This window comes from Rhizobium sp. CC-YZS058, assembly GCF_034720595.1.
In the GTDB taxonomy this organism is placed as follows: Bacteria; Pseudomonadota; Alphaproteobacteria; order Rhizobiales; family Rhizobiaceae; genus Ferranicluibacter.
The window spans coordinates 2,252,780-2,266,694 of the sequence record NZ_JAYESJ010000001.1 but is presented as its reverse complement, the minus strand read 5'-3'; the positions used below and the strand labels follow the sequence as shown (position 1 = coordinate 2,266,694).

General features: G+C 63.6%; 13 protein-coding genes. 12 read left to right on the top strand and 1 reads right to left on the bottom strand.

The window, feature by feature from the left end; genetic code table 11:
* Window positions 1-42: 42 nt before the first annotated feature.
* The 12 genes from nuoI (at window position 43) to U8330_RS10830 (ending at window position 13,521) form a co-directional block, all read left to right on the top strand.
* Window positions 43-534, top strand: a complete 492-nt coding sequence (gene nuoI / locus U8330_RS10885) for an NADH-quinone oxidoreductase subunit NuoI (protein ID WP_323107254.1) — start codon at window positions 43-45, stop codon at window positions 532-534.
* A gap of 172 nt (window positions 535-706) precedes the next feature.
* The gene (locus U8330_RS10880) at window positions 707-1,321 is read left to right on the top strand and encodes an NADH-quinone oxidoreductase subunit J (RefSeq protein ID WP_323105303.1); all 615 of its coding nucleotides are present in this window, start codon (window positions 707-709) and stop codon (window positions 1,319-1,321) included.
* A gap of 31 nt (window positions 1,322-1,352) precedes the next feature.
* Window positions 1,353-1,661 carry an NADH-quinone oxidoreductase subunit NuoK gene (nuoK, locus tag U8330_RS10875; protein ID WP_323105302.1) on the top strand — a complete coding sequence of 103 codons (309 nt, stop codon included), beginning with the start codon at window positions 1,353-1,355 and terminating at the stop codon, window positions 1,659-1,661.
* Between the two features lie 6 nt (window positions 1,662-1,667).
* Window positions 1,668-3,665 carry an NADH-quinone oxidoreductase subunit L gene (gene nuoL / locus U8330_RS10870; protein WP_323105301.1) on the top strand — a complete coding sequence of 666 codons (1,998 nt, stop codon included), beginning with the start codon at window positions 1,668-1,670 and terminating at the stop codon, window positions 3,663-3,665.
* Window positions 3,665-5,176, top strand: coding sequence for an NADH-quinone oxidoreductase subunit M (locus tag U8330_RS10865; RefSeq protein WP_323105300.1), 1,512 nt, complete (start codon window positions 3,665-3,667; stop codon window positions 5,174-5,176). The genes nuoL and U8330_RS10865 overlap by 1 nt, the downstream gene beginning before the upstream one ends.
* A 16-nt stretch (window positions 5,177-5,192) precedes the next feature.
* Entirely contained in the window at window positions 5,193-6,629 is a 1,437-nt protein-coding gene (nuoN, locus tag U8330_RS10860) for an NADH-quinone oxidoreductase subunit NuoN (RefSeq protein WP_323105299.1), read from the top strand.
* Window positions 6,626-7,393, top strand: coding sequence for a biotin--[acetyl-CoA-carboxylase] ligase (locus U8330_RS10855; RefSeq protein WP_323105298.1), 768 nt, complete (start codon window positions 6,626-6,628; stop codon window positions 7,391-7,393). Before nuoN ends, U8330_RS10855 begins: the two co-directional genes overlap by 4 nt.
* Before the next feature lie 19 nt (window positions 7,394-7,412).
* Entirely contained in the window at window positions 7,413-9,083 is a 1,671-nt protein-coding gene (locus tag U8330_RS10850; protein ID WP_323105297.1) for a ribonuclease J, read from the top strand.
* A gap of 134 nt (window positions 9,084-9,217) precedes the next feature.
* Window positions 9,218-9,487 (top strand): DUF1467 family protein, encoded by a 270-nt coding sequence (locus U8330_RS10845; protein WP_323105296.1) that lies wholly within the window; start codon window positions 9,218-9,220, stop codon window positions 9,485-9,487.
* A gap of 695 nt (window positions 9,488-10,182) precedes the next feature.
* Window positions 10,183-11,511 (top strand): proline--tRNA ligase, encoded by a 1,329-nt coding sequence (gene proS / locus U8330_RS10840; RefSeq protein ID WP_323105295.1) that lies wholly within the window; start codon window positions 10,183-10,185, stop codon window positions 11,509-11,511.
* A 9-nt stretch (window positions 11,512-11,520) separates the two neighbouring features.
* Complete coding sequence (locus tag U8330_RS10835; RefSeq protein ID WP_323105294.1) at window positions 11,521-12,819, top strand: lipoprotein-releasing ABC transporter permease subunit; 1,299 nt, start codon at window positions 11,521-11,523, stop codon at window positions 12,817-12,819.
* Window positions 12,820-12,834: 15 nt separating this feature from the next.
* Window positions 12,835-13,521: an ABC transporter ATP-binding protein gene (locus U8330_RS10830; RefSeq protein WP_323105293.1), complete on the top strand. Its 687-nt coding sequence runs from the start codon at window positions 12,835-12,837 to the stop codon at window positions 13,519-13,521.
* A 7-nt stretch (window positions 13,522-13,528) separates the two neighbouring features.
* Here the strand turns inward: U8330_RS10830 and U8330_RS10825 are convergent, their stop codons facing one another.
* Entirely contained in the window at window positions 13,529-13,915 is a 387-nt protein-coding gene (locus U8330_RS10825; RefSeq protein WP_323105292.1) for a VOC family protein, read from the bottom strand.

Genomic DNA, 13,915 nt, shown 5'->3' with positions numbered 1-13,915 from the left:
CGCGTCAGTCGCCGGTTCTGCCGGCTCATTCGGAGGTCAATGATGGCCGGTCTTACACAAGCCGTCAGCTCACTGTTCCTGAAGGAATTCGTCGGCGCATTCTTTCTCTCCATGCGCTATTTCTTCTCGCCCAAGGCAACCGTGAACTACCCGTTCGAGAAAGGCCCGACCTCGCCGCGTTTCCGTGGCGAGCATGCGCTGCGCCGCTATCCGAACGGCGAAGAGCGCTGCATCGCCTGCAAGCTCTGCGAGGCGATCTGTCCTGCCCAGGCGATCACCATCGAAGCCGGCCCGCGCCGCAATGACGGCACGCGCCGCACCGTGCGCTACGACATCGACATGGTGAAGTGCATCTATTGCGGCTTCTGCCAGGAAGCCTGCCCGGTGGATGCCATCGTCGAGGGGCCGAACTTCGAGTTCTCGACCGAGACGCGCGAAGAACTCTACTACGACAAGGCCCGCCTGCTGGCGAATGGCGACCGGTGGGAGCGCGAACTCGCGCGCAACATCGCCATGGACGCGCCCTACCGCTAAGGGCGTTTCGCGGGGGCCGCCTGCGGCGCTGTGGCGCCGGGCGGCGGGGACGATCGGCGCCGAGAGGCGCGAGAGACTTTAAGCATCGAACGTCGGCCGGGTGCACCATCCGGTCGGCCGGAGCGCGACCGTCCTGGCCGCGCTTTCGGGCAAGACGAAAAAGGCACCGGTCATGGGTCTGCAGACTCTCTTCTTCTATCTTTTCGCCTTCATCGCCGTCGCTTCGGCGTTCATGGTGATTTCGGCCAGGAACCCGGTCTATTCGGTCCTGTTCCTCATCCTCACCTTCTTCAACTCGGCCGGCCTCTTCCTGCTGACCGGGGCGGAGTTCCTGGCGATGATCCTGCTGGTCGTCTATATCGGCGCCGTCGCGGTCCTCTTCCTCTTCGTCGTCATGATGCTCGACATCGACTTCACGCAGCTGCGCTCGGGAGTGATGGAATATGCGCCCGTCGGTGCGCTGATCGGACTGATCCTCGCGGCCGAGCTGATCATTGTCGTGGCCGGCAGCGCGATCTCGCCGGAAATCGCAAGCACCGTGTCGATGCCGATCCCGCCGGTGAGCGAACGGACCAACACCGCCGCGCTCGGCGACGTGATCTACACCCACTACATTTACTACTTCCAGATCGCCGGCCTCGTGCTGCTGGTCGCCATGATCGGCGCCATCGTCTTGACGCTGCGTCATCGCCAGAACATCAAGCGCCAGAACATCTCGGTCCAGGTCGCCCGCGCACCGGCGACTGCGGTCGAGGTGGTCAAGGTCAAGCCCGGGCAGGGCGTGTGAGCGGCACTGAAGGTCAAGGACAGAACACCCCATGGAAATCGGCATCGCCCATTATCTGACCGTCAGCGCCATCCTCTTCACGCTCGGCGTCTTCGGCATTTTCCTGAACCGGAAGAACATCATCGTCATCCTGATGTCGGTTGAGCTGATCCTGCTCGCCGTCAACATCAACATGGTGGCCTTCTCGTCGTTCCTGAACGACATCACCGGCCAGGTCTTTGCCCTGTTCATTCTCACCGTCGCGGCCGCCGAAGCCGCGATCGGTCTTGCGATCCTCGTCGTCTTCTATCGCAACCGCGGCTCCATCGCGGTCGAAGACGTCAATACGATGAAGGGCTGAGCGGCCATGGACCTCCTGATCAAAGCCATCGTCTTCCTGCCGCTGATCGGCTTCCTGGTCGCCGGCCTGTTCGGCACCACCACCGGCGCCAAGGCATCCGAATATGTGACCAGCGGCCTGATGATCCTCGTCGCCGTCTTCTCCTGGATCGTGTTCTTCCACGTCGGGCTGGGTGAAACCGAGATGATCACCGTTCCGGTGATGCGCTGGATCCAGTCCGGCGGTTTCGACACCGAATGGGCCTTCCGCGTCGATACGCTGACGGCCGTCATGTTCGTGGTCGTGAACACGGTCTCCTGCCTCGTTCACATCTATTCGATCGGCTACATGCACCACGATCCGCATCGGCCGCGCTTCTTCGCCTATCTCTCGCTGTTCACCTTCGCCATGCTCATGCTGGTGACGTCGGACAATCTCCTGCAGATGTTCTTCGGCTGGGAAGGCGTGGGCCTCGCCTCCTATCTGCTGATCGGTTTCTGGTACAAGAAGCCGTCGGCAAGTGCTGCGGCGATGAAGGCCTTCATCGTCAACCGCGTTGGCGACTTCGGTTTCGCGCTCGGCATCTTCGGCGTCTTCGTGCTGTTCGGCTCGGTGTCCTTCGAAACGATCTTCGCCGCCGCGGCCAGCTACCTGCCGGCCGAGGGTGCTGCGGAAGGCGGCGAAGCGGTCATCCGCCTGTTCGGCCTGTCGCTCGATCGCGCCGATGCGATCACCGGCGTCTGCCTGCTGCTCTTCATGGGTGCGATGGGCAAGTCGGCGCAGTTCCTGCTGCACACCTGGCTGCCGGACGCCATGGAAGGCCCGACCCCGGTTTCGGCGCTGATCCATGCCGCAACCATGGTCACCGCCGGCGTCTTTCTGGTCGCCCGCATGTCGCCGCTGTTCGAACTGTCGCCGACGGCGCTGACCGTGGTGACCCTGATCGGCGCCATCACGGCGTTCTTCGCCGCCACCGTCGGCCTGGTGCAAAACGACATCAAGCGCGTCATCGCCTATTCGACCTGCTCGCAGCTCGGCTACATGTTCGTGGCGCTCGGCGTCGGCGCCTATGGCGCGGCCGTGTTCCACCTCTTCACCCACGCCTTCTTCAAGGCGCTGCTGTTCCTCTGCGCCGGCTCGGTCATCCATGCCGTCGATGGTGAACAGGACATGCGCCACATGGGCGGCCTGCGCCCGCACATCAAGATCACCTTCGCGATGATGCTGATCGGCACGCTCGCCATCACCGGCGTCGGCATTCCCTTCACCCCGGTCGGTTTTGCCGGCTTCTTCTCCAAGGACGTGATCATCGAGGCGACCTATGCCTCGCATTCGCCACTCGCCGGCTTTGCCTTCACGCTCCTGGTGATCGCCGCGCTCTTCACCAGCTTCTACTCCTGGCGCCTGATGTTCCTGACCTTCTTCGGCAAGCCGCGCGCCTCGCACGAAGTCATGCACCATGTGCATGAGTCGCCGATGGTCATGCTGGTGCCGCTTTTCGTGCTCGGCTTCGGTGCGCTCTTTGCGGGCGTGCTCGGCGAGGGCTATTTCTACGGCCATCACTATGGCGAGTTCTGGCAGGGTGCGCTCTTTACGTCGGCCGAAAACGAGCTGCTGGAAGAGTTCCATCATGTGCCGGCGCTGGTGGCGCTCAGCCCCTTCATCGCCATGGTGCTCGGCTTCGTCACCGCCTGGTATTTCTACATCCGCTCGCCGGAAACCCCGAAGGAGCTGGCGCGCCAGCATCGCGGGCTCTACCAGTTCCTGCTCAACAAGTGGTATTTCGACGAGCTCTATGACTTCCTGTTCGTCCGTCCGGCCAAGCGCATCGGCACCTTCCTGTGGAAGGAAGGCGATGGCCGCGTGATCGACGGCTTCGGCCCGAACGGTGTCGCCGCCCGGGTGATGGACGTGACCCGAGGGGTCGTGCGCCTGCAGACCGGTTATCTCTACCACTATGCCTTCGTGATGCTGCTCGGCATCGCCGCCCTTGTTACCTGGATGATGCTCGGGAGCTCCCTCTGATGACCGATTGGCCCATTCTTTCGGCGGTCACCTTCCTGCCGCTGGTCGGCGTCGTGCTCCTGTTGCTCACGCGCGACGACAGCGCCAGCGGCCGGCGCAATGTGCTCAACATCGCGCTGCTGACGACCGTCGTCACCTTCCTCCTGTCGCTCTTCATCTGGGCCGGCTTCGACAATGCCAATCCGGGCTTCCAGTTCGTCGAAAAGCACGCCTGGCTCGGCACAGGCATCTCCTATCATCTGGGCGTCGACGGCATTTCCATGCTGTTCGTCATCCTGACGACCTTCCTGATGCCCTTCTGCGTGCTCGCCAGCTGGGAGTCGGTGGAAAAGCGCATCAAGTCCTACATGATCGCCTTCCTGCTGCTCGAAGTCGTCATGACTGGCGTCTTCGTCTCGCTCGATATCGTGCTCTTCTACGTCTTCTTCGAAGCGACCCTCATTCCGATGTTCGTCATCATCGGCGTCTGGGGCGGCAAGGAGCGCGTCTATGCGAGCTACAAGTTCTTCCTCTACACGCTGTTCGGCTCGGTGCTGATGATGCTCGCCATCATGGCCATGTACTGGCAGGCCGGCACGACCGATATGATCGAGCTCCTGAAGTTCGGCTTCCCGGCCGGCATGCAGACCTGGCTGTGGCTCGCCTGCTTCGCGGCCTTCGCCGTGAAGATGCCGATGTGGCCGGTGCACACCTGGCTGCCGGACGCCCACGTGCAGGCGCCGACCGCAGGCTCGGTCATCCTGGCCGGCGTCATGCTGAAGCTTGGTGGCTACGGCATGGTACGCATCTCGCTCTCCATGTTCCCGCTCGCCTCCGAGCAGTTCGCACCGCTCGTCTTCACCCTGTCCGTCGTCGCCATCATCTACACCTCGCTGGTGGCGATGATGCAGCAGGACATCAAGAAGCTGATCGCCTATTCCTCCGTCGCCCATATGGGTTACGTGACGATGGGGATCTTCGCGGCCAATGCGCAGGGCATCCAGGGCGCGATCTTCCAGATGCTCTCGCACGGCATCGTCTCCTCGGCGCTCTTCCTCTGCGTCGGCGTGGTCTATGACCGTTTGCACACCCGCGAAATCTCGGCCTATGGCGGTCTCGTCAACAACATGCCGAAGTATGCGGTCGTGTTCATGGTGTTCACCATGGCCAATGTCGGCCTTCCCGGGACCTCCGGCTTCGTCGGCGAAATCACGACCCTGCTCGGCGCCTTCCGCGCCAACACCTGGGTTGCGCTCTTTGCCACCACCGGCGTCATCCTTTCGGCCTGCTATGCGCTCTGGCTCTATCGCCGGGTCATCTGGGGTGCTCTGGAGAAGGAAAAGCTGAAGGGGCTCCTGGACCTCACGACGCGCGAGAAGATCATTCTTTATCCGCTTGTGTTCCTGACGATTTTCTTCGGCGTCTACCCGGCGCCGGTCTTCGATGCCACGGCGGCCTCCGTCGATCTGGTGATCAACAACTACACCGCCGCGCTGCAGGCAGCGCAGTCGGTTGCGCTTTCGGCGAACTGACGGGACGGAGCTTGAGATGACTGCTGAACTCTTGAACGCAAGCCTGCAGCTGTCGCTGCCCGAGCTGACGCTCGCCCTCGGAGCTCTCGCTCTGCTGATGATCGGCGTCTTCATCGGCGAGCGCGCCACCGGGATCGTCACCTGGCTTGCCATCGCGCTCCTGGCCGTGGCCGGCCTGCTGCTCTTCACCACGGGCGACGGCGTCGCCTACAACGGCGCCTTCGTCTCGGATGCTTTCGGGCGCTTCATGAAAGGCCTCGTGCTCATTGCCTCGATCATCGCGCTTTTCCTCGGCGCCGGCCAGTCGAAGCTCTATGGGATTGACCGGTTCGAATATCCGGTGCTGATCGTGCTCGCCACGCTCGGCATGCTGTTGATGGCCTCGGCCAACAATATGATGTCGCTCTATATGGCGCTCGAGTTGCAGTCGCTCGCCGCTTACGTGGTCGCCGCCATGAACCGCGACGACGTGAAGTCGACCGAAGCGGGCCTGAAGTACTTCGTGCTTGGCGCACTGTCCTCCGGCATGCTGCTCTATGGCATGTCGCTGGTCTATGGCTTCACCGGCCATACGGGCTTTACCGAAATCGCGGCTGCCCTGCAGGAGGGACGGTCGCTGGGTCTCGTCTTCGGCCTGGTCTTCGTTCTTGCCGGCGTCGCCTTCAAGATCTCGGCCGTTCCGTTTCATATGTGGACGCCGGACGTCTATGAAGGCGCGCCGACCCCGGTCACGACCTTCTTTGCCGGTGCGCCGAAGATTGCCGCCATCGCCATGCTCATCCGCGTCGTGATCACCGCTTTCGAGCCGGTCACCGCCGACTGGCAGCAGATCATCGTCTTCATTTCGATCGCCTCCATGGTGCTCGGCTCCTTCGCGGCCATTGGCCAGCGCAACCTGAAGCGCCTGATGGCCTATTCCTCGATCGGTCACATGGGCTATGCGCTGGTCGGCCTTTCGGCCGGCTCGGTCGCCGGCGTTCGCGGCGTCGTGCTCTATATGCTGATCTACATGGTCATGACGCTCGGGACCTTCGCCTGCATCCTCGCCATGCGCCGCAAGGACGGCAAGGTGGTCGAAGAGGTCCAGGATCTGGCAGGCCTCTCGCAGACCAATCCGTTCATGGCGGTCGTGCTGACGGCGCTGATGTTCTCACTGGCCGGCATTCCGCCGCTGGCAGGCTTCTTCGCCAAGTACTTCGTGTTCCTGGCAGCCATCGAGGCGAAGCTCTATGCGCTGGCGATCATCGGCGTTCTCGCCTCGGTGGTCGGCGCCTATTACTATCTGCGCGTCGTCAAGCTGATGTGGTTCGATGAGCCGCAGGGCGAGTTCGCGCGTCCGGCGACGCCGCTGAAACTGGTCTACGGCCTTTCCGGCCTGTTCCTGGTTGCCTATGTGCTGATCGGCGGACCGATCGGCTCGGCTGCCGACGTCGCGGCGCGGACGTTCTTTTGAGCGAGGGACGCGCGCTGCCGCAGGCGGCCTATGACGCCTACCGGCACGTCGCGCTCGAGGCGACGGGCTCTACCAATGCCGAGGGGCTGGCCCGCGCGCGGGCCGGCGATCCGGGCAAGCTCTGGATAACCGCCGGGCGGCAGACCGAAGGTCGCGCCCGGCGTGGTCGTTCCTGGACCTCCGAGCCCGGGAACCTCTATGCCTCGCTGCTGCTGATCGACCCAGCGCCCGCGGCCGCCCTTGCCAGCCTGCCGCTTGCCGTTGCGGTGGCCGTGCGCGACGCGGTCCAGTCGGTGCTGCCGCCGGGTGCCGGCGTGCCGGACATCAAATGGCCGAACGATGTGCTGATCCATGGCCGCAAGGTTTCCGGCATCCTGCTCGAGGCCGAGCAACTTCCGGATGGCCGCCAGGCTCTGGTCATCGGCTGCGGGATCAATATTGCGCATGCGCCCGAGGCGGCGCTCTATCCGGTTGCGCGGCTCGGCGCGGAAGGCGCGACGGCCGCGCCGGACGAGGTTTTTGCCCATCTTCTCATCGCCATGGCAGACATGCTGGCGCTTTGGGACCACGGGGCAGGCCTATCTGCGGTCATTGCCCGCTGGCGGCGCCATGCCATCGGGCTCGGGCGCCCTATTACCGTGCGGCTGACGAGCGAAACGCTCCTCGGGCGTTTCGACGACATTGATGACGAAGGCCGCCTTGTCTTGACCGAGGACAGCGGCCGTCGCCGGCTCATTGCCGCCGGCGATGTATTTTTCGGATGATAAAGGACAAAGTCCTCTGATGACGGACAAACATGAATTTGTGTTCCTGCCGCTGGGCGGCGTGGGCGAAATCGGCATGAACCTCGCGCTGTACGGCTACGGGCCGGCCAAGAACCGCGAGTGGATCATGGTGGATTGCGGCGTGACCTTTCCGGGTCCGGATCTGCCCGGCGTCGATCTCGTCCTGCCCGATATCAGCTTCCTGGCGAAGGAGCGGAAGAACCTCAAGGGCATCGTGATCACCCACGCCCATGAGGACCATTACGGGGCGCTTGCCGATCTCTGGCCGGGCCTCAATGTTCCGGTCTATGCCTCGGCCTTCACCGCCGGCATGCTGGAAGCCAAGCGCAATTACGAGCGCTCGCGCAGCGAGGTGCCGATCACCCCGTTCAAGGAAGGTGATCGCATCCAGATCGGACCCTTCGAGGTCGAGGCTGTCGGCGTCAACCACTCGATTCCCGAGCCTATGGCGCTCGTCATCCGCACCCCGCTCGGCAATGTGGTGCACACCGGCGACTGGAAGATCGACCTCCAGCCCTCGCTCGGCCCGCTCACCGACAAGCAGCGCTTCACCGAAATCGGGGACGAGGGCGTGCTCGCGCTGATGTGCGATTCGACCAACGCGATGCGCGACGGTGTCTCCCCTTCGGAAGAAGAGGTGGCGGCCAGCCTGACCGAGGTCATCGGCAAGGCCGAAGGCCGTGTGGCGATAACCACCTTCTCCTCCAATGTCGGCCGCATCCGCTCGATCGCCAAGGCCGCCTCGGCAGCCGGGCGCGAAGTTCTGTTGCTCGGCTCCTCCATGAAGCGCGTCGTGCAGGTGGCGCGCGATGTCGGGCTGATGGACGGTGTCGCGCCGTTTATCGGTGAGGATGAGTTCGGCTATATCCCGCGCGACAAGGTGGTCGTAATCCTGACCGGCAGCCAGGGCGAGCCGCGCGCGGCGCTGGCGAAGATCGCGCGGGACGAGCTGCGCAATGTTGCGTTTTCTGCAGGGGATACGGTGGTGTTCTCCTCACGCGCCATTCCGGGCAATGAGAAGGCGATCAACGACATCAAGAACGGCCTGATCGAGCAGGGCATCCATGTGGTGACCGATCATGAGGCGCTGGTGCATGTCTCCGGCCATCCGCGGCGCAACGAGCTGCAGCAGATGTATCAGTGGATCCGTCCGCGGCTGCTGGTGCCGGTGCATGGCGAGGCCGCACACCTGACCGCCCAGCGCGAGCTCGGCCTGCAATCGGGCATTCCCGAGGTGCCCTTCGTCCGCAATGGCGATATCCTGCGCCTCGCGCCGGGACCGGCCGTCAAGATCGGCGAAGCCGAGCATGGACGCATCTTCAAGGATGGCGACCTGATCGGCGATTTCGAGGAGATGGGGATCGGCGACCGGCGCAAGCTGGCCTTTGCCGGCCATGTTTCGGTGAACGTGCTCCTCGACGAACGCTATGATTTCCTCGGCGATCCGGTGGTCGTGCCGATCGGCCTGCCGGAGTATGACGACGAGGGCGAGGACATGGCCGATACGCTTTACGATGCCGTGCTCGGCGCGGTCGAAAGCATCCCGCGCGGCAAGCGGCGGGATCTGGGCCTCGTCCAGGAGGCCGTTCGGCGCGCAGTGCGGGGCGAGGCAAATTCCGTCTGGGGCAAGAAGCCGCTCGTAACGGTGTTCATCAACCGCGTCGCCTGAGGCCGAAAGCGCCGCGCGAAGGGGCGGGACAGTCTATCGCATTGTCCGCCCCCCATTCGCCGGTGTATGGAGGGACCAGGCGTGAGCAGGGGCATTGGATCGGATGCCGCGTTGCGCGGCGAGGGGAGGGTTCGATGGCGCTGTTTTCGATCTTCGCGATCTATTTCATCATCTGGTGGCTGACACTGTTTCTGGTGCTGCCGCTCGGACTCCGGACGCAGGCGGAAGCCGACGAGGTGGTGCCCGGCACCGTCGAGAGCGCGCCGGCCCGCTTCCGTCCTCTGCTCGTCTTCGGCCTCACCTCGGTGCTGGCGGCCATCATCCATCTGGGGTGGTATCTTTTCTCCGTCAAACTCGGCATCGGGCTCGATACGTTCCCGGACATCGTGCCGAAATTCTACTGACAAAGCCTGGTCTGACATTCCATTCCGCGCGATCTCCCACGGTTCTCCGCACCCGTGGAAAGCCCCTGTAGCTTTTGCCCAAGTTTTGAACAGTTGCTCGCAGTCGCGTTCCAGGGCTTGACGGGCGAGGGCCGCATGAAGCGCCTTTGCAGTGAGTCGCCAGATTGCCGTCGGCAAATGCCCGGGCCGCTTGGCATCAGGACAAAAAAAAACAAGGCAATCGCCTTGTTTTTTGAGTTTCGCGTGATCTGTTTCCGTTTCCGGACGGCTGCGTGTGATCGCGCCGAAGATCTGATCCTCCCAAGACTTGACCGCGAATTCAGCAGGATTTGATGCGCCTGCCTGTTTTGTAAGCTAAAATTATCTGGCTTTTCCCGGCTTGTCACCCGTTTTTTTGCAAATTTGCTACACAGGCAGAAAATTTTTCGATTGACTTTGAATGGCCGTTTTTGCTTATTTCGCTCCCTTTCGCGCATGGCGAAAGCCGGGGCAACAGCTTGATCCCACCGCGTTTTCGCCGCGGCTTTGCGAGTTTCCTTCCCAAGCCGAACCGGCTAAGAACGCTCCGTCCGCGGACATGCGCCGGATTCGCCTGCTCTTGCACGCAGGCGCCGCGCAAGGCCCGCCCTGTACCGAACCTTTTTCCGCCCCAATCCGCTGCTTGATGCGGGGCGCGCGCCACACTGGAACCCTTCATGCGTCTTTCCCGCTATTTCCTGCCGATCCTCAAGGAAAACCCCAAGGAAGCTGAGATCGTGTCTCACCGCCTGATGCTCAGGGCAGGCATGATCCGACAGCAGAGCCAGGGCATCTATTCCTGGTTGCCGCTCGGCAAGCGCGTCCTTGACAAGGTCAACCGCATCATCCGGGAGGAGCAGGACCGCTCCGGCGCCATCGAGCTCCTGATGCCGACGCTGCAATCGGCCGAGCTCTGGCAGGAAAGCGGGCGCTACGACGCCTACGGCAAGGAGATGCTGCGGATCAAGGATCGCCAGGAGCGCCCGATGCTCTATGGCCCGACGAATGAGGAGATGATCACCGACATCTTCCGCTCCTCGGTCAAGTCCTACAAGAACCTGCCGCTCAACCTCTACCACATCCAGCTGAAGTTCCGCGACGAGATCCGCCCCCGTTTCGGCACCATGCGGTCGCGCGAATTCCTGATGAAGGATGCCTATTCCTTCGACCTGACGAAGGAGGGCGCCGAGCACTCCTATCGCAAGATGTTCGCCGCCTATCTGCGCACCTTTGCGCGGCTGGGGCTGCGCGCCATCCCGATGCGCGCCGATACCGGGCCGATCGGCGGCAATCTCAGCCACGAATTCATTATCCTCGCCGAAACGGGCGAATCGGAAGTGTTCAGCCACAAGGACTTCGTGAGTTTCGACATTCCGGCGGAAGACACGAATTTCGACGATGTTGCCGCCCTGCAGGCGATCTTCGACCAGTGGACCTCGGTCTATGCCGCCACCTCCGAAATGCATGACGAGGCCGCCTTTGCGGCGATCCCCGAGAGCGATCGTCTCTCGGCGCGCGGCATCGAGGTCGGCCATATCTTCTATTTCGGCACGAAATATTCCGAGCCGATGGGCGCCAAGGTGCAGGGGCCGGACGGCAAGGAGCATCTGGTCCATATGGGGTCCTACGGCATCGGGCCGACGCGCCTGGTTCCCGCGATCATCGAGGCCTCGCACGACGAGAACGGCATCATCTGGCCGGACTCGGTCGCCCCGTTCGATGCAGTCGTGATCAATATGAAGGCGGGCGACGCGGCCTGCGACACGGCCTGCGAGCGGCTCTACGCCGAACTGACGAAGGCCGGGCTCGATGTGCTCTATGACGACACCGACGACCGCGCCGGGACGAAGTTTGCGACCGCCGACCTCATCGGCGTGCCGCAGCAGATCATTGCCGGGCCGCGCGCCGTTGCCGCCGGCGAGGTCGAGATCAAGAACCGGAAGACCGGCGCGCGCGAAACGCTGTCGATCGACGCGGCCATCGCCAAGCTGACTGCCGCCAGATAAGGATCGCCGATGAGCGCCGCCACCACGGACGAAACCGCGGCCAGCCCGCCTGCGAGCCGACCCTTCTCCGCCTTCGAGCGGCTGGTGGCCTGGCGCTATCTGCGTGCGCGGCGCAAGGAGGCCTTCATCTCCGTCATCGCCGGCTTCTCCTTCATCGGCATCATGCTAGGCGTGGCGACGCTCATCATCGTCATGGCGGTCATGAACGGCTTCCGCACCGAGCTGATCTCGCGGATCCTCGGCATCAACGGGCATATGATCGTGCAGCCGCTCGATGGCCCGCTCGACAATTATGCCGACCTCGCCACCCGCTTTTCCGGTGTGACCGGGGTGACGATGGCGATCCCGATGATCGAGGGGCAGACGCTCGCCTCCGGGCCGGGTGGGGCGGGAACCGGCGCGCTCGTGCGGGGCGTGCGCGCCGAGGATCTGACCAAGATGACCTCGATTTCCGACCATCTGAAATCGGGCGACCTGACCGGCTTTGCCGCCGGCACCGGTGTCGCGATCGGCTCGCGCATGGCCGATCAGCTGGGCCTGCAGGCAGGCAGCACGATCACGCTGGTGGCGCCGGAAGGCGATGTGACGCCGATGGGTGTCAATCCGCGGGTCAAATCCTACACGGTGTCGGCGATCTTCGAGATCGGCATGTCGGAATATGACGCCTCGATCATCTTCATGCCGCTCGAGGAGGCGCAGCTCTATTTCAACGCGGAAGGCATCGTTCAATCGATCGAGCTTTTCGTCCAGAACCCGGATCTGGTCGACAGTCTTCGCCAGCCGGTGGAGGACGCGGCGGGGCGGCCGGTGCTGATCAGCGACTGGCGCGACCGCAACAAGACCTTCTTCTCCGCCCTGCAGGTGGAGCGCAATGTCATGTTCATGATCCTGACCCTGATCGTGCTGGTGGCCGCGCTCAACATCGTGTCCGGCCTCATCATGCTGGTGAAGGACAAGGGCAGCGACATTGCCATTCTGCGCACCATGGGGGCGACCTCTGGGGCCATCATGCGCATCTTCTTCATGACCGGCGCGGCGATCGGCATCGTCGGCACCTTTGCCGGCGTCGGCCTCGGCGTGCTCGTCTGCCTGAACATCGAAAAGATCCGGCAGTTCTTCTCCTGGATCTCCGGCACGACGCTCTTCAACCCGGAGCTCTATTTCCTCAGCCAGCTGCCGGCCGATATGAACCTCGGGGAAACGGTGGCCGTGGTCGGCATGGCGATCGGCCTGTCCTTCCTGGCAACCATCTTCCCCGCCTGGCGCGCATCCCGGCTCGATCCGGTGCAGGCGCTGCGTTACGAATGACCCGGAGTGCATGACATGGCGCCGCGCGTGGCACTGGAACTGGCGGCGGTCGAACGCCGATACGATCAGGGCGAGCAATCGCTTTCGATCCTCAAGGGCGCCGATTTCCGCCTGATGACCGGGCAGACCGTCGCGCTGGTTGCGCCGTCCGGCACCGGCAAATCCACCCTGCTTCATCTGGCCGGGCTTCTGGAGCGTCCGGATGGCGGCGAGGTGATGATCAACGGCCGCGCCTGCGGCACGCTGGACGATGCTGCCCGCACGGCGATCCGCCGCAACGATATCGGCTTCGTCTACCAGTTCCACCATCTGCTGCCCGAGTTCACGGCGGTGGAAAACATCATGATGCCGCAGCTGATCGCCGGGCTTCCGCGCAAGGAAGCGCGCGAGCGGGCCGCCGCCCTGCTCGACTATATGCGCATCGGCCATCGCGGCGAGCATCGCCCGGCCGAGCTTTCGGGCGGCGAGCAGCAGCGCGTTGCGATCGCCCGCGCGGTGGCCAATGCGCCGCGGGTTCTTCTGGCCGACGAGCCGACCGGCAACCTCGACCCGAAGACCGCCGGCTATGTCTTCGAGGCGCTGAAGGCCCTCGTGAAGCAATCCGGCCTTGCCGCCATGATCGCCACCCACAATCACGACCTGGCCGCCATGATGGACCGGCGCGTGACGCTGGAAGCCGGCAAGGTGGTCGAGCTCGACTGAGCCGTTCTCAAGGCACTGCCGCGCAGACCGCTTCGATCCGATGCCCATCCGGATCGAAAAGAGCCGCGCGGCACAAAGGCGTCCCCACGACGGGAAGGCCTGACCCATGGCTGGCCTCGGACCCGCCGGCTGCCAAGCCCGCCAGCCGAAACGCCGCCACCGCCGCGCAATCGGGCGCCGCGAAGACGAGCTGCACGCAGCCGATCACCGGCCCGCCGCCAAGCAGGCTGAAGGCTGGCCCGGTCTCCCCGTAATAGCCGAGGAGGCCGCGCTCTTCGGGCGGAGTGTGGGGAATGTCGACATCGCAGACAATGCCAAGCGGCGTCAGCGCCGCGTTGTAGAAGAGCCGCGCGCGATCGAGGTCGGCGACGGGGATCTCGATATGATCATACAT

What these genes read in the sequence shown, in the direction of transcription:
- nuoK (WP_323105302.1), top strand. Translation starts at nt 1,353, where the DNA reads ATGGAAATCGGCATCGCCCATTATCTGACCGTCAGCGCCATCCTCTTC.
- U8330_RS10845 (WP_323105296.1), top strand. Translation starts at nt 9,218, where the DNA reads ATGGCGCTGTTTTCGATCTTCGCGATCTATTTCATCATCTGGTGGCTG.
- nuoL (WP_323105301.1), top strand. Translation starts at nt 1,668, where the DNA reads ATGGACCTCCTGATCAAAGCCATCGTCTTCCTGCCGCTGATCGGCTTC.
- U8330_RS10880 (WP_323105303.1), top strand. Translation starts at nt 707, where the DNA reads ATGGGTCTGCAGACTCTCTTCTTCTATCTTTTCGCCTTCATCGCCGTC.
- U8330_RS10835 (WP_323105294.1), top strand. Translation starts at nt 11,521, where the DNA reads ATGAGCGCCGCCACCACGGACGAAACCGCGGCCAGCCCGCCTGCGAGC.
- U8330_RS10830 (WP_323105293.1), top strand. Translation starts at nt 12,835, where the DNA reads ATGGCGCCGCGCGTGGCACTGGAACTGGCGGCGGTCGAACGCCGATAC.
- proS (WP_323105295.1), top strand. Translation starts at nt 10,183, where the DNA reads ATGCGTCTTTCCCGCTATTTCCTGCCGATCCTCAAGGAAAACCCCAAG.
- U8330_RS10865 (WP_323105300.1), top strand. Translation starts at nt 3,665, where the DNA reads ATGACCGATTGGCCCATTCTTTCGGCGGTCACCTTCCTGCCGCTGGTC.
- nuoI (WP_323107254.1), top strand. Translation starts at nt 43, where the DNA reads ATGGCCGGTCTTACACAAGCCGTCAGCTCACTGTTCCTGAAGGAATTC.
- nuoN (WP_323105299.1), top strand. Translation starts at nt 5,193, where the DNA reads ATGACTGCTGAACTCTTGAACGCAAGCCTGCAGCTGTCGCTGCCCGAG.
- U8330_RS10850 (WP_323105297.1), top strand. Translation starts at nt 7,413, where the DNA reads ATGACGGACAAACATGAATTTGTGTTCCTGCCGCTGGGCGGCGTGGGC.
- U8330_RS10825 (WP_323105292.1), bottom strand. Translation starts at nt 13,915, where the DNA reads ATGTATGATCATATCGAGATCCCCGTCGCCGACCTCGATCGCGCGCGG.